Annotated in this window: 23 protein-coding genes and 2 pseudogenes; 15 read left to right on the top strand and 10 right to left on the bottom strand. The window is 71.2% G+C overall.

Annotated elements, in window-relative coordinates; translation table 11 throughout:
* Window positions 1-11 precede the first annotated feature (11 nt).
* A complete protein-coding gene (locus AB0E78_RS31170; RefSeq protein ID WP_361839483.1) occupies window positions 12-770 on the bottom strand; it encodes a protein phosphatase 2C domain-containing protein in 759 nt (252 codons plus the stop codon).
* 237 nt (window positions 771-1,007) lie between these two features.
* Here AB0E78_RS31170 and AB0E78_RS31165 point away from each other — a divergent pair, with 237 nt between their 5' ends.
* Both AB0E78_RS31165 and AB0E78_RS31160 read left to right on the top strand, forming a co-directional pair.
* Entirely contained in the window at window positions 1,008-1,904 is an 897-nt protein-coding gene (locus tag AB0E78_RS31165; protein WP_361839480.1) for an AraC family transcriptional regulator, read from the top strand.
* Window positions 1,905-2,077: 173 nt separating this feature from the next.
* Window positions 2,078-2,644 (top strand): annotated as a pseudogene (locus tag AB0E78_RS31160) (dioxygenase); the annotation flags it as partial.
* A 104-nt stretch (window positions 2,645-2,748) separates the two neighbouring features.
* On the opposite strand, the gene AB0E78_RS31155 reads toward AB0E78_RS31160, so the two are convergent.
* On the bottom strand, window positions 2,749-3,123 hold the full coding sequence (locus tag AB0E78_RS31155; RefSeq protein ID WP_361839477.1) for a TIGR04222 domain-containing membrane protein: 375 nt from the start codon (window positions 3,121-3,123) through the stop codon (window positions 2,749-2,751).
* A gap of 219 nt (window positions 3,124-3,342) precedes the next feature.
* Here AB0E78_RS31155 and AB0E78_RS31150 point away from each other — a divergent pair, with 219 nt between their 5' ends.
* From AB0E78_RS31150 to AB0E78_RS31140, 3 genes are all read left to right on the top strand, one after another.
* Window positions 3,343-4,347, top strand: a complete 1,005-nt coding sequence (locus AB0E78_RS31150; RefSeq protein WP_361839474.1) for a winged helix-turn-helix domain-containing protein — start codon at window positions 3,343-3,345, stop codon at window positions 4,345-4,347.
* 194 nt (window positions 4,348-4,541) lie between these two features.
* Window positions 4,542-5,231 (top strand): peptidoglycan-binding protein, encoded by a 690-nt coding sequence (locus AB0E78_RS31145; protein ID WP_361839473.1) that lies wholly within the window; start codon window positions 4,542-4,544, stop codon window positions 5,229-5,231.
* A gap of 96 nt (window positions 5,232-5,327) precedes the next feature.
* Entirely contained in the window at window positions 5,328-6,038 is a 711-nt protein-coding gene (locus AB0E78_RS31140) for a C39 family peptidase (protein WP_361839470.1), read from the top strand.
* A 249-nt stretch (window positions 6,039-6,287) separates the two neighbouring features.
* Here AB0E78_RS31140 and AB0E78_RS31135 read toward each other — a convergent pair whose 3' ends face one another.
* Window positions 6,288-6,881: a sigma-70 family RNA polymerase sigma factor gene (locus AB0E78_RS31135; protein ID WP_361839467.1), complete on the bottom strand. Its 594-nt coding sequence runs from the start codon at window positions 6,879-6,881 to the stop codon at window positions 6,288-6,290.
* 155 nt (window positions 6,882-7,036) lie between these two features.
* On the opposite strand from AB0E78_RS31135, the gene AB0E78_RS31130 reads away from it, so the two are divergent.
* Entirely contained in the window at window positions 7,037-8,092 is a 1,056-nt protein-coding gene (locus tag AB0E78_RS31130) for a MerR family transcriptional regulator (RefSeq protein ID WP_361839464.1), read from the top strand.
* A gap of 28 nt (window positions 8,093-8,120) precedes the next feature.
* Here AB0E78_RS31130 and AB0E78_RS31125 read toward each other — a convergent pair whose 3' ends face one another.
* The 3 genes from AB0E78_RS31125 to AB0E78_RS31115 are packed head-to-tail and all read right to left on the bottom strand — an operon-like array spanning window position 8,121 to window position 10,204.
* Window positions 8,121-9,212: an iron-containing redox enzyme family protein gene (locus tag AB0E78_RS31125; RefSeq protein WP_361839461.1), complete on the bottom strand. Its 1,092-nt coding sequence runs from the start codon at window positions 9,210-9,212 to the stop codon at window positions 8,121-8,123.
* The gene (locus AB0E78_RS31120; RefSeq protein WP_361839458.1) at window positions 9,202-9,537 is read right to left on the bottom strand and encodes a CDGSH iron-sulfur domain-containing protein; all 336 of its coding nucleotides are present in this window, start codon (window positions 9,535-9,537) and stop codon (window positions 9,202-9,204) included. Before AB0E78_RS31120 ends, AB0E78_RS31125 begins: the two co-directional genes overlap by 11 nt.
* Window positions 9,521-10,204, bottom strand: coding sequence for a HemK2/MTQ2 family protein methyltransferase (locus AB0E78_RS31115; RefSeq protein ID WP_361839455.1), 684 nt, complete (start codon window positions 10,202-10,204; stop codon window positions 9,521-9,523). Before AB0E78_RS31115 ends, AB0E78_RS31120 begins: the two co-directional genes overlap by 17 nt.
* A gap of 363 nt (window positions 10,205-10,567) precedes the next feature.
* Between AB0E78_RS31115 and AB0E78_RS31110 the strand changes: the two genes are divergently transcribed.
* The 3 genes from AB0E78_RS31110 to AB0E78_RS31100 all read left to right on the top strand — a co-directional run bounded on the left by AB0E78_RS31110 (window position 10,568) and on the right by AB0E78_RS31100 (window position 14,498).
* Window positions 10,568-11,872, top strand: coding sequence for an ATP-grasp domain-containing protein (locus tag AB0E78_RS31110; protein WP_361839452.1), 1,305 nt, complete (start codon window positions 10,568-10,570; stop codon window positions 11,870-11,872).
* A 36-nt stretch (window positions 11,873-11,908) separates the two neighbouring features.
* Window positions 11,909-13,993 (top strand): CocE/NonD family hydrolase, encoded by a 2,085-nt coding sequence (locus AB0E78_RS31105; RefSeq protein WP_361839449.1) that lies wholly within the window; start codon window positions 11,909-11,911, stop codon window positions 13,991-13,993.
* Window positions 13,994-14,141: 148 nt separating this feature from the next.
* Complete coding sequence (locus tag AB0E78_RS31100) at window positions 14,142-14,498, top strand: PRC-barrel domain-containing protein (protein ID WP_361839446.1); 357 nt, start codon at window positions 14,142-14,144, stop codon at window positions 14,496-14,498.
* Between the two features lie 158 nt (window positions 14,499-14,656).
* Here AB0E78_RS31100 and cpt read toward each other — a convergent pair whose 3' ends face one another.
* Window positions 14,657-15,190, bottom strand: coding sequence for a chloramphenicol phosphotransferase CPT (gene cpt, locus AB0E78_RS31095; protein ID WP_361839443.1), 534 nt, complete (start codon window positions 15,188-15,190; stop codon window positions 14,657-14,659).
* A 78-nt stretch (window positions 15,191-15,268) separates the two neighbouring features.
* The gene (locus AB0E78_RS31090; protein ID WP_361839441.1) at window positions 15,269-15,682 is read right to left on the bottom strand and encodes a hypothetical protein; all 414 of its coding nucleotides are present in this window, start codon (window positions 15,680-15,682) and stop codon (window positions 15,269-15,271) included.
* A gap of 212 nt (window positions 15,683-15,894) precedes the next feature.
* Between AB0E78_RS31090 and AB0E78_RS31085 the strand changes: the two genes are divergently transcribed.
* The 3 genes from AB0E78_RS31085 (at window position 15,895) to AB0E78_RS31075 (ending at window position 20,609) form a co-directional block, all read left to right on the top strand.
* A complete protein-coding gene (locus AB0E78_RS31085) occupies window positions 15,895-17,157 on the top strand; it encodes a 4-hydroxybenzoate 3-monooxygenase (RefSeq protein WP_361839439.1) in 1,263 nt (420 codons plus the stop codon).
* 113 nt (window positions 17,158-17,270) lie between these two features.
* Window positions 17,271-18,812: a SulP family inorganic anion transporter gene (locus AB0E78_RS31080; protein WP_361839436.1), complete on the top strand. Its 1,542-nt coding sequence runs from the start codon at window positions 17,271-17,273 to the stop codon at window positions 18,810-18,812.
* Window positions 18,813-19,040: 228 nt separating this feature from the next.
* Window positions 19,041-20,609 (top strand): esterase, encoded by a 1,569-nt coding sequence (locus tag AB0E78_RS31075; protein WP_361839433.1) that lies wholly within the window; start codon window positions 19,041-19,043, stop codon window positions 20,607-20,609.
* Between the two features lie 84 nt (window positions 20,610-20,693).
* On the opposite strand, the gene AB0E78_RS31070 is transcribed toward AB0E78_RS31075, so the two are convergent.
* Entirely contained in the window at window positions 20,694-22,235 is a 1,542-nt protein-coding gene (locus AB0E78_RS31070; protein WP_361839431.1) for a carboxylesterase family protein, read from the bottom strand.
* A gap of 172 nt (window positions 22,236-22,407) precedes the next feature.
* Between AB0E78_RS31070 and AB0E78_RS31065 the strand changes: the two genes are divergently transcribed.
* Together AB0E78_RS31065 and AB0E78_RS31060 are read left to right on the top strand one after the other, a co-directional pair.
* Window positions 22,408-22,956 carry an isochorismatase family cysteine hydrolase gene (locus AB0E78_RS31065; protein WP_361839428.1) on the top strand — a complete coding sequence of 183 codons (549 nt, stop codon included), beginning with the start codon at window positions 22,408-22,410 and terminating at the stop codon, window positions 22,954-22,956.
* Window positions 22,953-23,735, top strand: a complete 783-nt coding sequence (locus AB0E78_RS31060) for a uracil-DNA glycosylase (protein WP_361839425.1) — start codon at window positions 22,953-22,955, stop codon at window positions 23,733-23,735. Before AB0E78_RS31065 ends, AB0E78_RS31060 begins: the two co-directional genes overlap by 4 nt.
* Before the next feature lie 24 nt (window positions 23,736-23,759).
* Here the strand turns inward: AB0E78_RS31060 and AB0E78_RS31055 are convergent.
* A pseudogene (locus tag AB0E78_RS31055) lies at window positions 23,760-24,104 on the bottom strand (DUF6766 family protein); the annotation flags it as partial.
* Between AB0E78_RS31055 and AB0E78_RS31050 the strand changes: the two are divergent.
* Window positions 24,034-24,402: a hypothetical protein gene (locus tag AB0E78_RS31050; RefSeq protein WP_361839422.1), complete on the top strand. Its 369-nt coding sequence runs from the start codon at window positions 24,034-24,036 to the stop codon at window positions 24,400-24,402. The pseudogene AB0E78_RS31055 and the gene AB0E78_RS31050 overlap by 71 nt on opposite strands.
* Window positions 24,403-24,540: the final 138 nt, after the last annotated feature.

Below are 24,540 nucleotides of genomic sequence, written 5' to 3'. Positions count from 1 at the left end.
CGGTCCCGGCCTCACTCGTCGTCGACGACCGAGATCAGCGCGAGAGTGATGTTGTCGGGGCCGCCGGCGTCGATGGCGGCCTTCCACAGTTCGAAGACCGCCCGGCCGCTGTCGTGGGCCGTGAGCAGCTCGTTCAGGGTGTCCTCGGGTACCGGGTCGGTCAGGCCGTCGGAACACACCAGGAAACGTTCACCGCCGACGAGCGGCAGCGTGCTGACGTGCGGGGTGACCGCGCTGAAGCGGAGCGCACCGCCCAGCGCCTGGGTGACGATCGACGTGGTGCGTCGGCCGGGCGCGGGCGGCGGGCTGTCGTCGACGCTCACCTGGCGGAGCGCGCCGTCCTCGCGGCCGCGGCTCACGTCGAGCACGCGGCTGTCGCCGACGTTGAACACCACCAGCTCTTTCCCCAGGAGGACGACACCCGCGACCGTCGTCCCCATGGTCGTCAGCTCCGGATCGCGCTCGGCGGCCGCGTACACGGCGTGATTGCAGGCGTTCAGCGCGTCATGAACGGCCTGCTCGCCGTCCAGCGACGCTCCGATCGCCGCCAGCTGCCGCACGACCAGGCCGCTGGCCACCTCGCCGCCCGGCTGACCGCCGATGCCGTCGGCGACCGCGACGACCAGGGGGTTGCCGAGCGGGAACCCCAGGGTCTGCGGGTTCTCCGTCATCGTCCCGCACAGCGTCCATGGGCCGACGGCCAGGCTGTCCTCGTTGTGATCGCGTACGAGCCCGGGATGGCTCAGAGCGGTGACCGTGATGTACGGCATCCGTGGACCCCCTCTCCGCAACGGCAGGCGTGTTCCGCACCCCCATTGTCACGCCGGGAGCCGCTCCCGGCTCAGTGGCGGACCGTGGCCGGCCTCTGCCCGCAGGTGACGGGGCGTGCCATGGTGGGGAAGTCGGCTGGTCTGGACCAGCTTCCGGTCGTGGTGAGGAGCGTACGCATGCGCGGCACAACGGTCTTGCCCGGAGAGGGGAACAGCGGATTACCCGGCGAGGAAGGGATGCCGACGCACCGCCTGGAAGTGCCGATGCCCAACGCGCTGCCGTTCGCCATCGGCACCTTCGACACCATCGGGCCGATGTCGCGTGCGGCGTTCCCGCACCGGCACACCTTCCACGAGATCGTCCACGTCACCGGCGGCACCGGCAGGCACGTCGTCGACCTGGCCGGTTTCGCCCTGCGGCCGCCGAACCTCTTCTTCATCGCCCCCGGCCAGGTCCACCACTGGGAGAACGTCACCGGCCTGGAGGGAAGCGTCATCCTCTTCACCGACGACTTCCTCCTGGACCACCCCGCCGACGGCCACGCACTGCGCGGGCTCGGACGGCGCTCCTGGCTCGAACTCCGTGCCGAGGCCGCCGACGCGATCTCGCGCCTCGTCGCCGAGCTGGACGGTGAGTACCGTGCCGGGGCCGACGGATTCCAGGGCGTGCTGCGGGCCCTGCTGCACGTCCTCGTGGTCCGCGCGGCGCGGCTGCCCGCACACCATGCGGATGCGGCCCCGCCGGCCCCGCACACCCGGCCCGGCTCCGTCGCCGCCGCGTTCGTGGCCCTGCTCGGCACCCCTGAGGGCTCCCTGTGGTCCGTGCGTGAGAGCGCGCGGCACCTCGGCGTCTCCGAGAGCTACCTCAGTGAGGCGGTGAAGACGTCCACCGGCCGCACGCCCGGTGAACTGATCCGGCAGACCCGCGTACACGAGGCCAAACGCCTGTTGCTGCGCACGGAGTTGTCGGTCCGTCAGGTCGCGGGCCGGGTCGGCTTCGGTGATGCCGCCTACTTCTGCCGCTTCTTCCGCCGCGAGACCGGCGCGAGCCCCGGGGACTTCCGGCGCGGCCGCGGCGATATTCACCACGACCACCGACTTGAGTCCATCGCCCGCGCTCAGCCGTCCGCATAGCTTCGGAGCCGATCCGGAACCCACCCCACCCCCCTTCAGGAGGAGCGATGGAGCGCGAGATCGGCACGACCGGAGACGGCATACGGGACGACGGCGGGACCGACGAGCCGAAGGGATCCCAGGGCGGCGGTCCCAGCCGCAAAACCGTCCTGAGAGCGGCCGCCGCGGTGGGCATGTCCCTGCCCGTGGCCTTCATGGGCGTCCCCGCACTGGCCCGCACGGCCGGCGAGCGGGGCGTGCTGCCGGAGGCGACCCCGGCCTGCGACGACGGCGACGACCCGACACCTCCGCAGATGGAGGGGCCCTACTTCAAACCCAACTCGCCCCAGCGCACCTCGCTCCTCCAGCCCGGCACCCCGGGCGTGCGGCTCACCGTCACCGGTTACGTATTCGGGCGCGCCTGCCGGCCCATCTCCCGGGTTCTGATGGACTTCTGGCAGGCCGACACCTATGGGACGTACGACAACACGGGGTACCGCTTCCGGGGCCACCAGTTCACCGACGCGAACGGCGCGTTCAAACTCACCACGATCGTGCCCGGCCTCTACCCGGGCCGCACCCGGCACCTGCATGTCAAGGTGCAGGCCCCTGGGCGCCCGGTGCTCACGACCCAGCTGTACTTCCCCGGGGAGCCGCGCAACAACACGGACCCGATCTTCGACTCCCGGCTGCTCATGAACGTACGCACCGTCGGAAACGCGAAGGAGGCCGACTTCGACTTCGTCCTGAACGTGCCGCAGTAGGCACGGCGCTTTTCAGTCGCTGCCACCTCTGCCACCTCCGTCCGAGCCGTGGTCCAGGGCGTGGCCCATGCGGAGGAGGGCCCGGCCGATGCCGGGCGGCATCAACTGCGCCTCCGTGACACCGCGTCGGACCGGGCCCTGGTCACCAGACCCAGGTCGGCGAGCCGGTTGCCGATCTCCGCCACCTCGGGGGACTCCCGGAGTTCGGCGCACACGGACGCCGTGCTGCGGCTGTTCGGGCACGCCGTGACCAGGGCGCGCTCGACCAGCCGCTCCGGCAACTCCTCGTATGCGGCGTCCACGGCGCGTATACGTGTGGCCCTGAGCCTGACCAGTTGGCGCTCGGCCAGCGCTATCACGGCGCACTCCGCCACGCGCCGCGCACCACCCGCCAGATAGGCGACGTCGTACAGCCCAAGTGCCTTCCGATCGCCCGCCGTTGTCGTCGTCGTGGCCCGCTTGAAGTACATCCGCATGCCCCCACCCCCTCATCCGGACACCCCGTCTTGCGGCTGTGGTGCCCGACGCCGGGAGCGCACATCCCTCTCCCTCGCCGCTTCAGAGCAACACTTGAGGGTCGTGGCACCATCCGTCTCTCTTGACAGCAACCGCCCCACGGCGATCGCCTGGAGCCCTGCCGTGCGGCGACGCGGCGGCCACGGGACCGGGCACGGGCACACGGGGAGAGGCGGGCCATGCTGCGGGTGTACTTCACGGCCGAGGATCTGGCGCGGGTGCGGGTCGCATCGGGCCCTGACTTCCTCTGGGAGATCAGCAACAGCGTGCAGACGCTCCAACGGCGGGACGGAGCAAGGGTGTTCGGTGCCTGGCGTCGGTGGGCGAGGCCACGCCTCTCGGACAGCTGCCGGCTCCTCTCGCCCCTCCTGCCGCCGCACGGCTGCTCCCCGGACTTCCTCACCCCCACCCACGGAGCGGGCGAGACGCTCCACGCGGCGGTCGACACCCTGGTGCGCACTCCCCGGCCGCGGCTGCGCACCGATCTGACACGGGTGGCCGCATCGCGTCGGCTCCCGGGCTGGACGGAGTCGCTGGCGCAGGGCGACGCCGCCGCTCTGCGGCAGTTGGGGCAGGCCCTCCATACGTACCACCTGGAGGCGCTCGCGCCGTTCTGGCCCCGCATCCACGCCCAGATCGACGCCGACCGCATCATCCGCCTGCACAGCCTCCTCGACGGCGGGACCGACGGGCTCCTTGCCGGGCTGGGTCCTCAACTGCGCTGGAAACCGCCGGTGTTGGAGGCCGACTATCCCGTGGACCATCAGCTGCGGCTCGACGGCCGTGGGATCACCCTGCAGCCCTCGTTCTTCTGCTGGCCCACGCCCGTCACGCTCGCCGACGGCGAACTGCCGCCCGTCCTGGTCTATCCCATCGACCACGCGATGGACTGGACCCACCCCGCGCCCCCTCCCGCACCCCAACTCGCACCCCCCGCCCGTCCGGACGACGGCGCCCTGGGGCCGCTCATCGGCCACACGCGCGCCGCGGTCCTCAGAGCGGCCCGCACCGGTTCGTCCACGGTCGAGCTCGCCCGTCTCCTCGCGGTCACCCACCCGGCCATCAGCCAGCACGTCAAGGTGTTGCGCGCCGCGGGCCTGCTGACCACCGTCCGCAGGGCGGGACGGTCGCTTCATGTCGCAACGGCGGAAGGGCGCGCGCTGCTGCGCAGTTGCGGGTCGTAAGTCTGGGCTTTCAACGATTGCGTCTGGCATGGGCATGCAAGGAAGCTGACCGGGCTGTTGCACACGCATCCCCCCACCGCGTTGCGTCCCCAGCACCCCGCCCCGCGCGCACCGCTCAACGCGCGTCCACGTGCGAACTCCCGCGCACGGCACGAGTCCTGGGGACGCATCGACGATCCGATGAAGGAGTGGCGTTGCGCACTACTCGTACTCTCACCCGCCGCGCGGCCGTGGCCGCCTCGCTCGCCGTGGCCTGCACCCTGTGTGCCGTGCCCGGCATCGCCCAGGCCTCCGAGCCCCCCACGGCTTCAGAGACTCCCGAGGCATCCGCCGGGCACGGCCTGAAATGGTTCCAGGAGCGCCACGGCCTGCCCCGGACCGGCTCCGTCGACGGCCCGACCGCCAGAGCCCTGCAACAGGCGTCCGACACCGAACTGCACCGGACCTTCCGTACGGCCGCCGACCTCGGGCCCGAGGAACTCGCCAACGCGCGCACCGTCATCGGCGTCGGCAAGGGCGCGCAGATCCCCGAACAGGGCATGGTCATCGCGCTGATGACCGCCATGCAGGAGTCCAAGTTCGTCAACTACCTGACGCCGGTGGACCACGACTCCCTGGGGATCTTCCAGCAGCGCCCGAGCACCGGCTGGGGCACCCCGGAGCAGATCACCGATGTCGCCACCTCGTCCAAGTCCTTCTACGGAGTGGCCCCCTTCGGCAGCAACCCGGGGCTGATCCAGATCGACGGCTGGCAGACGATGCCCCCGGGTGACGTCTGCCAGGCCGTCCAGGTCTCCGCCTTCCCCGACCGCTACGCGCAGTGGGAGCAGTTCGCCCGCGACCTGCTGGCCCAGGAAGGGCCCACGGTCCCGCCGATTCCCTGACCCCAAGGGGCATCACCGGGTCCACCACGAACGCCGGCCCTCGCCTCTCGCACGCCCCTGAACACTTCTTCACCCCTCACACCACCAGGAGCCCGTATGCGCAAGAGACTTGTCTCCACCGCGATCGCCGTGGCAGCCGTCGGCGCGCTCGTCACCCCGGCCGCCGCCCAGGCGGACCCCGCGCGCCCGCACGGCGTATCGGTGCTCGGCCACGGCTCGAAGGCCGGGACCGCGGTCGTCAGCGGACAGAACGAGCCCGGCACCCGGCTGCGCGTCGGCGGTGCGCGGACCAGGAGCGCACACACGCTCCCGGTCGACTACCAGGTCCAGGAGACCGGCTACTGGTGCGGTCCCGCCGCCACCCGTATCGCCCTGTCCGCACGGATCACCCCGCCCAGCCAAGGCTCTCTGGCCGCGCAGCTCGGCACCACCGAGGCGGGTACGGACCACATCAGCCAGGTGACCGGCGTGCTCAACGCCAACCTCGGCACCGGCTGGTACGAGACCAAGGAAATGCCGAACGACCCGCCCACCCAGGCCCAGAAGGACCTGCTGTGGAACGACATCGTCCTGGACATCGACAACAACTACCCGCTGGTGACCAACATCGTGGCCCCGCCCGGCAACCAGCCGCCCGGCTACCCGTCGGACCAGACGATCTACCACTACTTCACGGTCATCGGCTACGACGACGCGAACCGCACCGTCCTCATCGCCGACCCCGCGTCCTTCGGCGGCAACCAGATCTACTGGCTCTCCTTCGATCAGCTCGCCACCCTGATCCCGCCGAAGGGGTACGCCGCCTGAGCGGCGAGGGGTGAGCAGGGAGCAGCGAGCGACGGCTGTGGGCGGCGCCACCGACACATGCGCCGCCCACAGCCCGTTCGGCCGCCGTCTCGGGGGTGACGGCGACAGCCTCAGCGGCACCGACTCCGCTGAGGCCGAACAGGGAGCAGGGTCCAGGCGTTCCTGCCGACCTCAGGCTGACGGTCACGACGAACTACTACCTTCTTCCGTCGTCTCCGGGTGCTTGGATGCACCGGAGCCCGAGATTTCTCAGGGGTCTTCCCGCACGTCCTCCAGGCGGACGCGCAGACTGTGGATGCCGCGCCGGGCATGGCTCTTGACCGTGCCCAGCGGCCACCCGGTGCGCGCGGCGATCTGCGGGTGGGTCAGGTCCTCGTAGAACGAAAGACGCAGCACCGTTCGCTGGGGAACCGGCAGCCTCGCCAACTCCACTGCCAGCAGCGTCCGGTCGAGGACCGCCGAGGCCATGTCGGCCTGGGCGCGGTGATCCAGGGCGGCATACTGCGCCTGCGCGCCCTCGACGAGCGCCGCACGCCGGGTGCGCGCGTTGAGCGCGTCCGCGATCCGGTGCCGCGTGATGCCCGTCAACCAGCCGGCCAGACTGCCGAGTTCGGGGCGGTAGCCCGCCCGGCCGCGCCACGCGGCGAGGAACACCTGCTGCGTGATGTCCTCCGCGTCACGGCTGTCGCCGAGCGCGCGCTGCGCCAGGGCATGCACCAGCGGCCCCCACCTGCGGTAGACCGCGGCGAGGCTCGCTTCGTCTCCACCGGCGAGGCCCCTGGCCAGATCCGTGGCCGGCTCCCCGACCGGGGAACGCACCGGCTGGCGCACCAGTGTGCTCATCGACGCTTAGTCAGCTCCTCTGTGGCGATCACAATCGCCGTACGACCGGACGGAAACGGGCAGTCGCGCCGTCGCCGTGGGCGCGATCCGGTCATCCTGGGAACAGCCGCTCACGCACGGCAACTCGCATCGGTTGTGCGTCGTATCGTGGCCGGATGAGCGAGGGGCAACACCGCGGTCAGGACAGCGAGTCGGCCCGCACCGGACTCACCACCGGCGCCCTGGCGCGGCGGCTGGGGGTGTCACCGACGACGTTGCGGACCTGGGACCGCAGGTACGGCCTTGGCCCCGCCCGGCGCGATGCCGGCCATCACCGCCGCTGGTCCGAGCGGGATGTCGCCATGGTGGAGGAGATGGGCCGCCTCACCTCCTCCGGGGTGCCCCCGGCCGAGGCCGCCCACGCGGCGCTCAAGCTGATCGACGCCGGCAGCGGCGCCGACCCCGCCCCGGACACGGGAGCCGGGCCCGCTCCCGTCCGGGCCGTCGTGCCGCGACCGCGACGGCCCGCTCGCCCCGCCGCGACGCCGTCACCCGACACGTTCGTCCGCCGACGGCGCGGTCTCTCGCGCGCCGCCGTTCGGCTCGACGCCCCCGCCGTGCAGGACCTGCTGGACGACGCCGTGGAGAGCCACAGTCTGATCACCGCCTGGCAGGAGGTGATGGTGCCGACGCTGCACGCGGTGGGCCGCAAATGGGAAGAGGCCGGGGACCGTTACGTGGAGGTCGAGCACCTGCTGTCCTGGCACGTCTCCCGCACCCTGCACCGCTGCACCACGGCCTCGGTCGCCGAGGCCCCGCCGAGCTCGCCCGCCGCGAACACACCCCTCGTGCTGGCCTGCGTACCGGGTGAACAGCACTCACTCCCGCTGGAGGCGCTCAGCGCGGCGCTGGGTGAACTGGGCGTCCCGCAGCGGATGTTCGGCGCGGCCGTGCCGGTCGAGGCGGTCGCGGCAGCCGTGCGCAGGACCGGACCGGCCGTCGTGGTGCTGTGGGCACAGGCCCGCTCCACCGCGAGTGTCCCGCTGGCCCGGCACATTGCCGAGACCCGGTGGGGAGTGCGCGGCGCCCGCGGCCGTCCCGTGGTCATGCTCGGCGGGCCCGGGTGGGCAGGTCCCGCGGTGCGCGGTGCGCTGCGGCCCACCAGCCTGCGGGAGGCGCTGACCCAGATCGGCAGGGTGCGCGGGGAAGCCACGGCCGGCCGCGGGAGGTAACCCCCGCCGTCACCGTCCCCCCCGGGTGTCAGCCCGCTGCCGGCAACGGCGTGCGCAGAGCGCTGCGTTCGTCGCGCCAGGCCGCCAGGAGCCGTGCACCCAGGCGGTCTTCGAGGAAGCCCGTGGCCTCGATGCCGAAGACCACGTCGGACTCCAGGCCGGGTTCGCTCGCGAGGAGGCCGCCGATCACGTCACGGCGCACCACCTGCTCATGGACCGCGTCGGCCTCCACGTGCTCGTCGTAGAAGCGCTCGGCCGCCCGCCCCGCGCCGCACCTGCGCATGGCCTTGGCAAGCCGCCGCGACCCGGGGGACGAGGTCACCTCCACGGCGGCGAAGTGCCCGACGAGCGCGCCGCGCAGCGCCCGGTGCAGGCCGAGCAGGGACATCAGATTGACCGTGGCGAGCACCTCGCCCGGGGCGGCGTCGAGGTAGTGCCCGTACGCCGTCTCCAGCGAGAGGTCCTCCATGAGGTCGGCGAAGAGCCGGGCATGGATGTCCTCGGCGCGCCCGGCCCCGAACTCGTCGAACTCGACGGCCACCATGCCCGCCTTGGCCCGGCCGTGCAGCCGGGGGATGACCCAGGCGTGCGGGTCGGCCTCCTTGAGGTGGTACAGCGAGCGGGCCGCCGCGTACTCCCGCAGCTGCCACAGTTCGCCGTCGCGCTGGAGATGGTGGCTGACGCTGTCGGGGCTGTGGCCGATCGGCTCCACCAGGAGGTCGGCCAGGGCGCGTTCGGCACTGTCCGTGGAACGGCAGTTGGCGCGCAGGGCACCCAGGAAGCGCCCTTCGAGCGCGCGGCGCAGGCCCAGCAGTTCGGGGTCCCATTCGAGGTCGTCACGGACGCCGTCGAAGCCTTGGTAGTGCAGCTCGTAGAGGGTGTAGAGGGCGAGCTGGAGATCGTCGCCGTACGGGTCGGCGTCGTGCGTGTCGAGGGGGAGCTGGCCGGGACTCCCGCCGGAACGCAGCGTGCTGACCACGAGGCGGGACAGCGGGCCGCGGGGCTCGGGCAGGGCGGGGCTCGCCCGGCGCGACTCGCGGACACCGCCGGGGGCGGCCCGGCTCGCGGCGCTCTCCGTGTCCTCGGCGCGCTCGGGCTTCGTGGCGTTTTCAACGGACATCGGGTGCTTCCTCCCCCGTCGTGTTCTCGGCATCCTCGGTGTCGGTATGCGGGTCGGCATGGTCGGGCGAGGTCTCGTCATCGGCCTTGACGCGGCGGCGGTGGCTGGTGTCGCACCACGGGTAGGTCCGGCTGCGGCGGCAGGTGCAGATCGCGGCGGTGAAACGCCGGGAAGCGATGACGCTGCCGTCGTCCGCGACCACCTCGACGGGGCCCTCGACGAGCAGCGGGCCCTCCGGGTCGATCGTGACGCGGCGGGGCCGCTGGTCCCGTGTGGTCGGCGCGGGGTCAAGTGCGGTCGGCGCGGGCTCAGGTGCGTTCGGCACGGATGACCACCAGTTCTTCCATGTCCTTGTCGCCCTCGATCAGCCCTTGCCCGCGCAAGTAGGCCAGTCTCGAGCGTAGGACCGGACCGAACGGAATCAGGGCGCGGTCGGCGACCGAGGTCTCCAGACCCGCCTTCGACAGGCGCCGCAGCGTGTCGTCGGTCCCGCACAGGGCCGAGTGGACCATCAGCAACACGCCCCCGGGGCGCAGCGCTCGGGGAGCCGCGGCACAGATCCGGTCGACCACCGCGCGGCCGTCCTGCCCGGCATCCCAGGAACGCGCCGCACCGCGCCGTGGCAGGCGGTGGGAGGGGGAGGGGACGTACGGAGGGTTGCTCGCCACGACGTCGTAGGACCGCCCGGGAACAGCGGCCGTGAGGTCGCCCCGCAGGACCGTGATGCGCTGCCGCGCCGCCAGCGCGTTGAGGCGGGCGGTCAGGACGGCACGCCAGGCGATGTCCACCGCCGTCACGTCGGCACCGAGCCGCGCCGCGTGGACGGCCAGCGCGCCGCTGCCGGTGCCGAGGTCCAGTACATCCGTGCCCGGGCCGATGTCCTCGCGGCACAGTGCGCGGGCGAGGAGGCCCGTGTCGTCCTGCGGCGCGTAGACCCCGGGAAGGGTCAGCAGATGTCCCGGGGCCGCGCCTGCGGTCGTATCGGCGATCATCACGCACCTCCGGTCGTCGCGGGGCCGGCCGGGCGAAATCCCTCCTTGCTCCGCCCTCCCACCACCCTCCGCTGTTCCCGCGCCCGCCACCACTCGAGTGATGACGCACAGTGACATGCCGGACGGACTGCGTGCCTCTCTTGCCTCACATGGGTTCCTTTGGTGCTCGGAGCTCGCTCCCGCGACTGTCGTCCGTCCCTGGTGCCCTGCGAACGGTGGAGCACACGTGGGGTGCCCGCGGGGCGCGGGAGCGGCGCCGGGGCACGCGCAGGGGCGCTGATTGCGCCACTGCGGCGTGGGTACGCGGCATGCCTGCCACACCAGCGGAACAGCTGTCGGCACCCCAACCAACGAAAGGACGCCATGCCGTACAACATCTTCGTTCTCGGCCTCGACGAGGCCAATCTGCCGACGCTGCGCGCCGTGCCGAACGCGCAGGAGTACGTCTTCCACCCTCTGCTCACCGTCGACGAACTGCAGAGCGGGGAGGTGTCGGTCCCCGGGCTGCTCGCCGAGGCCGAGCGGGTCCTCGACGCGTTCGACGGCCACATCGACGCGATCGTCGGCTACTGGGACTTCCCCGTGAGCACGCTCGTGCCGATCCTCAGCGAGCGCTACGGGACGCGCAGCACCAGTCTGGACTCCGTGGTCAAGTGCGAGCACAAGTACTGGAGTCGCCTGGAGCAGCAGCGGGTCACCGACGCGCATCCGCCGTTCGGCCGCGTCGACATGGAGAGCGCCGACCCCAAGCCGCCCGAGGGCATGGACTTCCCGATGTGGCTCAAGCCGGCGCTGTCCTACTCGTCGGAACTGGCCTACGGGGTCGGGGACCAGACCGAGTTCACGGAGGCCGCCGACCGCATCCGCGAGGGGATGGGACGCATCGGGCGGCCGTTTGAGGACATACTCGCCCGCGTCGAGCTGCCCCCGGAGATGGCCGACGTCGGCGGCCAGGTGTGCCTGGCCGAAGGGGCGCTGAACGGCATCCAGGTCGCGGTCGAGGGATACGTCCACGAGGGCCGGGTCACCGTCTACGGCATCCTCGACTCGATCCAGTACCCCGACTCGTCGTGCTTCCTGCGCCACCAGTACCCCTCGCGGCTCCCCGAGCCCGTCCTCGAGCGGCTGCGGGACGTGTCGGAGCGGGTGATGCGGCAGATCGGCATGGACGCGGCGACCTTCAGCATCGAGTACTTCTACGATCCACGGTCCGACGTGCTCAACCTCCTTGAGATCAACCCGCGTCACTCCCAGTCCCACGCGGAGCTGTTCGAGTACGTGGACGGTGTGCCCAACCACCACTGCATGCTGAGCCTCGCGCTGGGCAGGGATCCCGCACTGCCGCACGGCGAGGGCCGGTACGACACGGCCGCCAAGTGGTACTACCGCTGGTTCGCCGACGCCACCGTCCATGACGTCCCCTCCCGCAAGGACATCGAGAGCATCGAGCGCCGCATCCCCGGAGTGCGCATCGACGTGCTCGTCGAGGAGGGGCAGCGCCTCTCGGACGTGTGCGACCAGGACAGCTACAGCTACGAGTTGGCCCACATCTTCACGGGAGGGGAGAACGAGGACGACATGCGGGCCAAGTACGACCAGTGCGTGGCGGCGCTGGGCCTCACCTTCGACGAGGCCGAACCGGGCAGCCGCGACACGAAGAACGACTGAACCAAGCACCGCCGCAACACGAAGGAGCGATCCGGCTTGCGCTATGTGAGCGACCTTCCGTACGAGACCAAGGAAGAGGAGAACGTCTCCATCCCCGCGGCGGACGGAACCCGCCTCGCGGCCCGCATCTGGCGGCCGACGTCCTCCGACCAGGACCCCGTCCCCGCGGTCCTGGAGTACATCCCCTACCGTCAGCGCGACCTGACCGCCGAGCGCGACTCCATCCACCACCCGTACATCGCCGGGCACGGCTATGCCTGCGTACGCGTCGACCTGCGTGGCACCGGCGACTCCGAAGGGGTGCTCAAGGACGAGTACCTGGAGCAGGAGCAGACCGACGCCGAGGACATCCTGGCCTGGCTCGCCGACCAGCCCTGGTGCGACGGCACCACCGGCATGATGGGGATCTCCTGGGGCGCCTTCGCCGCCCTCCAGGTCGCCGCGCGGCAGCCGGAGAGCCTGCGCGCCATCGTCATCGCGTCCTTCACCGACGACCGGTACGCCGACGACATGCACTACATGGGCGGCGCGCTCCTGTCGGACAACCTGGCCGAGGCGGGCACGATGTTCGCCTACGGCACCTGTCCGCCCGACCCCGCGATGGTGGGGGACCGGTGGCGCGACATGTGGCACGAGCGCATGGAGGGCACCCGCCCCTGGGTGCTCGAATGGCTCCGGCACCAGCGCCGCGACGACTACTGGCGGCACGCCTCGGTCTGCGAGGACTACCAGGCCGTACGCTGCCCCGTCCTCGCGTCGAGCGGCTGGGCGGACGGCTACTCGAACGCCGTGACGCGCCTCCTGGGCAATCTGGACGTGCCGCGCAAGGGGCTCATCGGCCCCTGGTCCCACAAGTTCCCGCATCTCGGTGAACCGGGCCCCGCCATCGGCTATCTCCAGGAAGTGGTGCGCTGGTGGGACCACTGGCTGAAGGGCGTCGACAACGGCGTCATGGAAGGACCGATGCTGCGGACGTGGATGCAGGACAGCGTGCCGCCCTCCACGTCGTACGAGGAACGTCCTGGACGCTGGGTGGGCGAGCCGTCCTGGCCCTCGCCGCACATCACTTCCGTCGTGCGGCGCCTCACACGTCACGGTCTCTCCGACCCGGTCTCCGAGACCCACGCGACTCCCGAGTCCGCCGAGTACACCGAAATCCCGGAAGGGCCGGAGGCAGCGGGTGCGGGCGAGGGCCTCTCCGTCCAGTCTCCGCTCTCCGTGGGCCAGTTCGGCGGGAAGTGGGCCTCCTACAACGCGCCCCCCGACCTGCCCTACGACCAGCGTGAGGAGGACGGCGGCTCACTGGTCTTCCAGACCGAGCCGCTGACCGAGCGCACGGAGATCCTCGGCTCGCCGTGCGTCGAACTCGACCTGAGCGTCAGCGAACCCGTCGCCATGGTCGCGGCCCGCCTGTCCGACGTGGCCCCCGACGGCAGCGCCACCCGCGTCAGCTACGGCCTGCTCAACCTCACCCGTAGCGAGGCGCACAGCGACCCGCGTCCCCTTGAACCCGGGCGCCGCTACCGCGCGGTCATCCCGCTCAACGGTGTCGCGCAGGCCTTCCCGCCGGGTCACCGCATCCGCGTGTCCCTGTCCACCTCGTACTGGCCGCTGGCCTGGCCACCGCCCAAGCCGGTGCTCCTGACCGTGTACGAGAGGTCGAGCACCCTGACGCTCCCGGTCCGCCCGCTGGCGGAGCCCGACGCGCTGCCGGACCAGCCCTTCGACGAACCGGAGGGCACGCGGCCCAGGAGCCCCGTCCGGCTGGTCGCCCCCGAGGAGCGCTGGCTGGTCAAGCGTGATCTGGTCGATTACGCCGCGGAGCTGGAGATCGTCAAGGACCGGGGGACGGTGCGCCTTGAGGACATCGGCCTCGACGTCGGCTGCCGGGCCTACGAGCGCTACACCTCGGTGGCCGAGGACTTCACCTCCGCCACCGGCGAGTCGGCCTGGACGATGTCCTTCCGGCGCGACGACTGGGACGTACGGGTGGAGACCCGCACGGTACTCAGCTGTGACGAGGACCAGTTCCGGGTGGACGCCACCCTGGACGGTTACGAGGGAGACCGGAGGGTTTTCTCACGCACCTGGAATGAAACGGTGCCCCGCGACTTGCTGTGACACCAAGGCGGAACCAGCCTTGCGGAGTCGGCCGGAAGTATCTGTTTGGCCGCTTTCCGGCAGGGCACCCGATGCGTTGGAGGTTGATCATCTCCTCCCGCTATGTGAATCCCTGCGTTTCAGGGAAAACCAAATTGAGGAGTTCTCGATGAGCAACGAAATCTGGAGCTACGCTCCCACCGCCGGGCACGGCCCGGACGCCGATCTGACGGGCTACAAGGTCGAGGCCGCGGACGGTCACATCGGCAAGGTCGACAAGCACTCGAACGAGGTCGCCAACCAGTACATCGTGGTCGACACCGGGGTGTGGATCTTCGGCAAGGAGGTGCTGCTGCCCGCGAGCACCGTCACCGCCATCGACCACGAGGCGCGGAAGATCCTGGTCTCGCGCACCAAGGACCAGATCAAGGACGCGCCCGAGTTCGACAAGGAGAAGCACCTGGGCGACCCGGCCTACCGCGACCAGCTCGGCGGCTACTACGGCGGTCTGGGCCCGGGCCACTGACCCGCGCCGGGGCGTGAATTCACCGCCCCACTGACCCCGATGGCGTCCGAGGCATCAAGTGCCTCGGGCGCCATTCGGCATTTACGGAACTGGGGCAATGAGTTCACCGATGACTGACACGAAAAACCTGCATCGAATAGGAATGGGCGGCGTGTCGTTCAGGCGACGCGGGCGGCGATGGCTCGTGCGCACTCCAGTGATTCGGTATGGGTCGTGTCCACCTCCATGTCGTAGAGCACGTCGCGGTGGACCACCTCGGCCTGGGAGGCGGCCATCCCGGCGACCCGGTCGCCCCGCGCCGTCTCGCGGCCCGCGGCGACCGTGCTGTCACAGCGGACGCCGACCCACAACACCCCCAGATCACCGAGGGCCTTCTGCCACCGGGCCTGGGATGCCGCACCGCCGAGGAAGACCTCGTCGACCACGACGCGGGCTCCGGCACGGGCCATCGCCGCGATCCCCTCGATCCACGCCGCCTCCAGCGCCCGGAATTCGGGGCCGACGGTGACCTCGCCGTCCGCGGCGAACTCGATGCCCTCCGACGCGGTCCGCAGGGACGCGGGCATCGCGTCCACCAGCGTGTCGCAGCCGACGGCCAGCCACGGATCCGGCAGCACCGCCTGCAGGCACCGTGCGATGCCGGACTTCCCGGAGCTGGACCCGCCGTTGAGAATGATCACTTGAGTCGTCACCGCGCCACCGTAGGAGCATCACCGCACGGCGGGAAACGGATTTCGGCGGCCCCGGTCGGGATACGTGAACGGTCCGGGTCAGCCCGTGCCGTCGTACGGGCTGATGCGGCGGTACGCGGCGCGCGCGTGCAGCACGCGCCCCGCCGTCGTGCCGACAAGAGCCGCGGCCAGCAGGCACGTGATCCACTGGGGGTCGCGGTGCCCGGCCCAGGAGATCTCCCCGATGGGGTGCGTGGCGAAGACATTGAGGAGCGCCCAGCACAACAGGGCCGTCCCCGGTGCCGCGACGAAACGGCCGCGCAGTCCGAGCAGCGCGGCCAGCACGGAGAGAGCCGCGAGCGCGATCCCCGTGCGGTCGAGCGCACCGAGCAGATCGAGCACGGTCACCAGGACGAAGGCGCCCGCATACGCTCCCGTCCAGATGAAGGGCGTGGCCACAGGTTCGGGAACGACCCGCACGCCTTGGGCGATGTACCGCCACTCCACCACCATCGATTCCTCCCCACCGCCGGTCCGCCGGGGCGCCGCTGCCCCGGGGACGTCCGTGACCGGCGCCTCCCGCAACGAGACCGGCACACCCGGTGATCAGGCACGGGCGTGGTCTCGGGCAGATTGTCGCACCACATCCGATGCCCGCCGTCCGGATCCGCGGAGACCGCCCGGGGTGGTCTCACGGTTCGTCGTGTCCGCGTCATACTTCCCCGATGAACCTCGTCTCGACCCCCGAGTCCTCCGCGCCGCGACGGCGCGCCCGCGTCGTCGTCGTAGGAGCCGGACCGGCGGGCCTCACCGTCGCCAACATCCTCCGTGCCGCCTCCGTCGACTGCGTGGTCCTGGAGACGGAGAGCAGAGAGTTCATCGAGCAGCGGCCCCGCGCGGGCTTCATCGAGGAATGGGCCGTGCGCGCCCTCCAGCAGCGGGGGCTCGCCGACCGGCTACTGGAGGGCGCGCAGACGCAGGGCGAATGCGAGTTCCGCTGGGCGGGGGAGCGCCACCGGTTCGCGTACGGAGAGCTCTCCGGGCACCGCCACTTCGTCTATCCCCAGCCCCTGCTGGTGACGGACCTGGTGCGCGCCTACGCCGACCGGGCGGGCGGCGACATCCGTTTCGGCGTACGCGACGTGGAACTGCACGGCATCGACACGGACCGTCCCTCCGTGTCGTACACCGACCCGCGGACGGGCGAGCGCATACGCATCGACTGCGACGCGATCGCGGGCTGCGACGGCGCGCGCGGCGTGACGCGCACCTACCTGGGGTACCTCGGGACGGAGCGGGCCACCGTCGCCCGGCACGACTACGGCATCGGCTGGCTCGCCCTCCTCGCGGAGGCGCCACCCTCCTCGGACTGTGTCGTCTTCGGCCTCCACCCGCGCGGATTCGCGGCCCACATGGCCCGAAGCCCCCAGGTCACCCGCTACTACCTCGAATGCCCGCCCGGCGACGACCCCGAGAACTGGTCCCACGAACGTGTCTGGTCCGAGCTGCACGCCCGCCTCACCGTGGCCGGAGCGCCGCCGCTCACCGAGGGGCGACTGATCGAGAAGCGCGTCCTCGACATGCACAACTACGTCGTGGAACCCATGTCCCACGGGCGGCTGTACCTCGCGGGCGACGCCGCGCACCTCGCCGCTCCGATCGCCGCGAAGGGCATGAACCTGGCGCTGCACGACGCCCTGCTGCTCGGCGACGCACTCGTCGCCTATTGCGGGGAAGGGGAGGGTGAAGGGGCAGTGGAAGGCGAAGGGGACGACAGCGCGCTGACCGGATACTCGGAGGCCTGCCTGCCGAGAGTGTGGCAGTACCAGGAGTTCTCCCAGTGGCTGTCGGAACTGCTGCACGGGCCGTCGTCCGGTGACCCGTTCAAGGCGGGCACCGCGGCCGCCCGACTGCGCAGGATCCTCGGCTCACCGGCCGCCGCTGCCGCGTTCGCCGAGCTCTACATAGGCAAGGGCGCCGGCAACTGAGGCTCGGCGCGGGGGAGGCAGCTTCCTCGGCACTCACCGCGGCCGTCGCGGTCACTCTCGATCTCTACCGTAACGTTGGGGTCCTCCCCCTTTTTTTCCGCACGCCCCGGGTGATGCCAGGCGCTGCCCGAGCACGACAGGTACCTCTCTTGTCCACGTCCGCACTGTCCCCGGCCGCCCGGCTGCGTGGCCTGCGCCCCGACTGGCTGTCCGACCCGAAGGTCTGGCGCACCGAGGTGCTCGCCGGTCTGGTCGTCGCGCTCGCGCTGATCCCCGAGGCGATCTCGTTCTCGATCATCGCCGGGGTGGACCCCGCGATCGGTCTGTTCGCCTCCTGCACCATGGCCGTGACGATCTCGATCGTCGGCGGGCGCCGCGCGATGATCTCCGCGGCGACCGGCGCCGTGGCCCTGGTCATCGCCCCGCTCAACCGCGAGCACGGCCTCGGCCATCTGGTCGCCGCCGTCATCCTGGCCGGGATCTTCCAGATCATCCTGGGCGCGGTCGGCGTCGCCAAGCTGATGCGCTTCGTCCCTCGCAGCGTGATGGTCGGCTTCGTCAACTCCCTCGCCATCCTGATCTTCATGGCGCAGGTCCCCGAGATGCACGACGTGCCCTGGCCCGTCTACCCGCTGATCGCGGGCGGGCTCGCCCTCATGGTGTTCTTCCCGAAGGTCACCAAGGTGATCCCGGCACCGCTCGCGTCCATCGTGATCCTCACGGTGATCACGGTCGGCGCCGGAATCGCGGTGCCGACAGTCGGCGACAAGGGCGAGCTGCCGTCCTCCCTGCCGGTGCCGGGCCTGCCCGATGTGCCGTTCACCATGGACACGTTGACGACCGTCGCGCCCTATGCGCTCGCCATGGCGCTGGTCGGTCTGATGGAGTCCCTGATGACCGCCAAGCTCGTCGACGACATCACCGACACCCGCTCCTCGAAGACCCGTGAGTCCATCGGCCAGGGCATCGCCAACATCGTCACCGGCTTCTTCGGCGGCATGGGCGGCTGCGCCATGATCGGCCAGACGATGATCAACGTGAAGGTGTCCGGCGCCCGCACCCGCCTGTCGACCTTCCTCGCGGGCGCGTTCCTGATGGTCCTGTGCATCGTTTTCGGACCCGTCGTCTCCGACATTCCCATGGCCGCGCTGGTCGCCGTGATGGTGATGGTCTGCTTCGCGACCTTCGACTGGCACTCCATCGCGCCCAAGACACTGCAGCGGATGCCCGCCGGCGAGATCACGGTCATGGTCGTCACCGTGGCGTGCGTGGTCGCCACGCACAACCTCGCCGTCGGTGTGGTCGCGGGCTCGGTCACCGCAATGGTGATCTTCGCCAAGCGCGTCGCCCACTTCGCCCAGGTCGCAGCCGTCACTGCCCCTGATGGTGGCAGCGTGCGCTACTCCGTCACCGGTGAACTGTTCTTCGCCTCCGCCAACGATCTCGTCGGACGGTTCGACTACGCCGGCGATCCCGACCAGGTCGTCATCGACCTGACGGCCGCGCACATCTGGGACGCCTCGTCCGTCGCCGCCCTCGACGCGATCGAGAGCAAGTACGCGCAGCGCGGCAAGACGGTGGAGATCATCGGCCTGAACAGGCCGAGTGCCCAGCTCCACGAGAGACTCAGCGGCGAACTGACCGGCGGCCATTGACCGTTGGGCCGCCGAGGTCCGAGGTCCGAGGCCCAACGTCCGAGACCTGAGGTCCGCGTTTCGCAACTTATGTCACTGGTGTGTCACGCCCATGGCAAGCACCACAACTCCCGTGCGGCTTCCGAGGTCGAACTGGGCGTCAGTGAGGAACGGGCACGTACCGAGTGATAGCGCCACATGCCCGGATCTTTGCGCTCATGCGTCATCAGACCTTCGGGGGAGCAGGCCATGACCAGCACGTCCATCGGCACCAGCATCGAGACCGGCACCGACACGAGCACCAGAACCGGCACCACCTTCCGATCCCGCCGCACCAAGACGTCCGCAGCCGTCGCGGCCGCGTCCTTCCTGCTCCTGACGGGGGTCAGCATCGCCGCCGCCCCCTCGGCCCTGGCAGGCGTGCCGGGCGGCACGAGCGCCGCCGACCGCAACTCCGACTTCGACGGCGACGGTTACGACGACGTCCTGATCGGCGCGCCGGACGGCACCGTCAGCGGCAAGGAGGGCGCGGGGTACGTCACGGTCCAGTACGGCGCGGCCAACGGCATCGGCGTCAACAACAGTGTCCCCAAGGCCCGTACGGCTGTGTTCAGCCAGTCCACCACCGGTGTGCCCGGCAGCTCGGAGACGTACGACTCCTTCGGTTCGGCCGTCGCCACGGGCGACCTCGACGGTGACGGATACGACGACGCGCTCATCGGCGCTCCCGGCGAGGACGTGGGAGAGACGGAGAACGCAGGCCGGGTCACGGTCCTGTTCGGTTCGAAGACCGGACTGCGGACCGACCGCGTGCTGAACCTCGCCGCCGCACACCCCGAGGAGGGCGCCCGCTTCGGAATGTCCGTCACCGCGGCCCGCTTCACCGGCACCACCCCCAACGACATGGTCGCCGTGCTCGACCGGCGAGGCGCCCAGCTCTTCACCTACGAGGGGGGCGCGCTGCACTACACCGACTCCGTCGACACCACGGAGCACCCCGCGGGAACCGCCATCCAGCCCGGCTATCTGACGACCGGCGACTACGACAGCGACGGCTACGCCGAGCTGGTCATCTCCGGCTACAGCCCCGACGACGGCTACAAGCAGGGCTGGTCGTCCGTCTTCGCGGGCGGCGAGAGCGCTGTCACCCACATGCGCGACCTGAACGGCGGCCTGGGCACCGCGTCGGGCGACGTCAACAACGACGGGTACGACGACCTGGTCGTCGGCCAGTCGAAGACCTCCGCCGACCAGCCGCAGGGCGCGAACGGAGGACTGGTGGGCGTCTATTACGGCGGCGAGGAAGGCCCCGTCGGCCAGGAGCCGGACAACGCGCCCCAGTGGTGGACGCAGGACTCCCCGGGCGTTCCCGGCACGGCCGAGGAGGGCGACGACTGGGGCGGCGAGCTGTCCGTGGACGACGTCGACGGCGACGGTTACGCGGACGTGGCCGTCGGCGCCTCCGGCGAGGACGTGGGGACGGTACCGGACGCGGGCGCCGTCTGGCTGCTGCGGGGCTCGGCCGAGGGACTGACCGGCACGGGTGCGCAGTCCTTCGACCAGAACACCGCGTACGTCCCCGGCGTGGTGGAGGAGAGCGACGGGTGGGGCGGGCAGATCCGCCTCGCCGACACCGACCGCGACGGCCGCTCCGAGCTGATCGCGGCGGCCCCCGGCGAGAACACGCGCGACGGAGCGGTCTGGGTGCTGCCCGCGAGCACGAAGGGCCTGGTGGCGGACGGCTCCTGGTCCTACGGCGGTGCCGCCCTCGGTGCCCCGGCGACCCGCGCGGCGTTCGGCTCGGCCGTCGACGAGTGACCGGCCGGGGCGGGGCGGCGACGAAGGGTCGCCGCCCCGCCCCGGAGGCAACGGGCGCAGGCTGTCCATGTGCTCCAGAGTGCTTCAGAGCAGCGGCAGAACCGGAAACGTGTGGTCCTGCCAGATCCGGCGCGAGGCCTCTTCCGGGTACGTGGTGACACTCGGCCGGGTGTCGAAGAGCCGCACGAGGCGCCACTCGGCGTCGTAGGCGGGCCAGCCGGGGTCGCCGTTCGTGGCGAAGCCCGTCCACGCGGCACGCATACGGGCGGACAGCTCGGCCGCCTCCGGGGGCGAACCCTCGCCGATGAGCGCGGCGGGCTGACCGCGGTCCAGGTTGCCGAAGACGAGCGGCACGTCGAGCCCGTGACAGGCGCCGAGCACACCGCCCATACCCGGGGCGGGCCACGTCAGTTCGTAGACATGGGCGCGGCCACCGGCGCCGCTCTGGGCCTGGGCCAGGTGGAGGCTCGGCATGCGGAACACCCAGTCGGACTGGACCAGTTCGTGCAGTTCGTCCGGGCCCGCGGCCGGAAAGCCTTCGCGGTAGCGGCGTGCACCGTCACCGCCCGGGCCGCCGGGGCCGAAGACACGCAGAGCCGTCTCCGCCTGTTCCGGTGTCACCTGACCGAGCAGCCCGTCGAGTGCGGTGAGCAGCCGCTGCTCGTCGCGGGTGTGACCGACGAGGAGCTCGATGCGACGCCCCGAGCCCTCGGCCAGCGCCTGCCACGGAGTCACCGGCAGTGCGTCCCCCTCGACGACCGGGGAGAAGGTGATCGACCGGTGCGCCACCGGACCCCAGCGATCGGCCCACTGCTCCATCTTGGCGCCGACCGCGTCCCCCGCGGCCGACAACCGGGCCGGGTCCACCGCGGACAGCTCCTCCACCGTGGGCCGCAGCCCCAGTTCGGCGGCGCAGGCCGTGGCGATGTCGGCGGCGAGCTCCGGCGAGAAGAACGTGCCCTGCACGCTCTGCGCCACGGCCCGGCGGAAGAGTCCGGCCGCGCGCGGCATCGCCAGGAGCGCGGCCACCGACCCGCCGCCCGCGGACTGGCCGAAGACCGTGACGCGGTCCGGATCGCCGCCGAAGGCCCGGACGTTGTCACGCACCCACTCCAGGGCGGCGACCTGGTCGAGGAGCCCCCGGTTGGCGGGCGCCCCCTCGAACTGCCCGAAACCCTCCAGGCCCACCCGGTAGTTGAACGTCACCACGACGACGCCGCCCTCCCGGGCGAGGCGGCCGCCGTCGTACTCGGGAAGGCCGGACATGCCGATCGTGTAGGCACCGCCCTGGATCCACACCATCACCGGCAGCCCCGCGCCCGGCCCCGGCTCCGGCGACCAGACGTTGACCGTCAGCCAGTCGTCGCCCACCACCTCCCGCGCCAGCGCGTCCATGCCGAAATGGCCGCCCTGCGGGGGCGGTGGTCCGAACGACTCCGCCGTCCGCACTCCGTCCCAGCCCCGTACGGGCCGGGGCGCGGCGAAACGCAGCCCGCCGACCGGCGGCTCGGCGAACGGGATGCCGCGGAAGACCGCCACCCCCGCCTCCCGCAGCCCGCGCACCGCTCCGCCCGCCACACGGACTTCGGGCCGCGACCCGGACGGCTCCGACATGCCAGCGGTCATCACAACTCCCTCTCCCGACAGGATCCGGACACTTGGGAGCATCTCGCCGAATCCGGATGCCGCGCCAACCATTTACACCCACCGTCTACGGGTGAAGCCATGAGGCAGACGCCACCGCGCCCTCAGGCGGGGCAAGCGCGGATACGGGTGTGGCGCGTGATGGACTCGGGGCATGGTTGTGAAGGCTCTCATCGTCGTCGACATGATCAACATGTACGACCACCCCGACGCGGAAATCCTCCGCGGGTCGGTCAAGGAAGTGCTGCCGAACGTCCGCAGGCTGATCGAGCGGGCGCGGACCGAGGACATCACGGTGATCTACGCCAATGACAATTTCGGTCTGTGGCGCTCGCACCACGACGAGCTCCTCGACATGGTCCTGAGCGGCCCGCACGCCGATCTGGTCGCTCCGATCCGCCCCGAGGGCGATTCGCTCTTCGTGGTGAAGGCCCGGCACTCGATCTTCTACGAGACCCCGCTGGAGTACCTGCTCCGCCAGCGCGGCATCGATTCCGTGCTCCTCTGCGGTCAGGTGACCGAGCAGTGCATCCTCTACTCGGCCCTCGACGCCCACATCAGGCACCTGGATCTGGTCGTGGCCGAGGATGCCTGCGCGAGCATCCACAGCGATCTCGCCGCCGCCGCGCTGCAGATGATGGAACGGAACATGCAGGCGCGCATCGTCCGTTCCACCGACGATGCGCTGTTCGGGTCCGCATGAACGAGCTGGACGAGCTGGACGCCCGGATCGCGGGGTGCGCCGCGTGCCCCCGCCTCGTCGCGTGGCGGGAGGAGGTGGGCCGGGTCAAGCGGGCCGCCTTCATGGACTGGACGTACTGGGCCAGGCCCGTGCCCGGGTTCGGGCCGCCGGACGCCTCGCTGCTCGTCATCGGGCTGGCGCCCGCGGCGCACGGCGGGAACCGGACGGGCCGGATGTTCACGGGCGACCGTTCCGGAGACGTCCTGTACAAGGCGATGTACGAAGTCGGCCTCGCTTCGAGCCCGCTGGCGGTCTCCCTGGACGACGGCCTGACGCTGCGTGGGGTACGGGTGACGTCGCCGGTGCACTGCGCACCGCCCGAGAACAAGCCGACCCCCGGTGAGCGGGACACGTGCAGGCCGTGGCTCGTGCGGGAGCTGGAGTTGCTGGGGCCGCGGCTGCGGTCGGCGGTGATTCTGGGGGCGTTCGGCTGGCAGGCCGCCCTGCCCGCGTTCGCCGCGGCGGGGTGGCGTGTGCCGAAGCCACGGCCGCGGTTCGCGCACGGCACGCGGGTGACCCTGGAGCGTGCGGACGAGCAGGCAACCGGAGGCCGCTCAGGGGCGGCCGCCGCAGCCGGGGAATCCGGCCCGGGGCCGGTCACCCTGTACGGCTGCTTCCACGTCAGCCAGCGGAACACGTTCACGGGCCGGCTGACCCCGGACATGCTCAAGGACGTCCTGCGCGCGGCAGCGGGCGAGGCGGCGATCCCGCCCTACGCACCGGTGGACGACCGGCACTGATCGACGAGGCTCCCGTCGGCGGCCTCAGCCGCCTTCGACCCCGGTCGAGTCATGCGCCGAGCCGACCGGCTTCGACTCCGGTGAGCCGCGTTGGCGCAGATAGACGGAGAAGATGGCCATCGACCCGACGGCGAGGAGCTCGGACTGCCAGTTCTGCAGGGTGCGGTTCCAGAAGTCCGCGGCGCCCAGGTACTGGAACCAGCTGACCGGCGCCTGGAGTTCCCGCAGGTGTTCCTCGTTGTACGCGGCCACGCCGGTGACGGACTGTGCCAGCCAGGAGAACAGGAAGAACGTGCACATGAGTGTGCCGAGCGACCGGGAGTACCAGGCCTGCCGTGCGCCGCCCCCGGCTGCCCAGCGCGGGGAGTCGGGCGCCGGGGAAGGACGACAGGAAGAACGTGTCGCGGTCCGTCACGACCCGGGCCTGACGCCCGTACACGTCGACGACGCGCACCTCGTCCGCCGTGTCCGCCTCGGGCAGCCCCGCATCGGACAGCGCACGCGCGCACGGCAGTTCGGCGTTCTGCTCCAGCTCTTCGCGCGTCCCGGGGGCCAGCGCCGCGCAGCCCCGCTCGGTGTCCGGCGTACGCAGGTTCTCCTGGAAGAGGACCACCGCAGCGGAGGCGGAGTCCTCGCGCTCCTGGACACTGCCGCAGCCGCCGAGTAGGGCGAGCAGCACCACCGCGAGCGCACACCGTCCCGCTCCGCGCATACCGCGCACCAGATCTGCTCTCCTTCGCGGGCCGCCGGGCTCCTGGCCCGCACCGGGGCGGTGATCCGCCGGGGGTACGAGCGCTGCCGACGA

This window comes from Streptomyces sp. NPDC032198 (genome assembly GCF_040636975.1).
In the GTDB taxonomy this organism is placed as follows: Bacteria; Actinomycetota; Actinomycetes; order Streptomycetales; family Streptomycetaceae; genus Streptomyces.
This window is presented reverse-complemented; position numbering and strand designations above follow the sequence as displayed.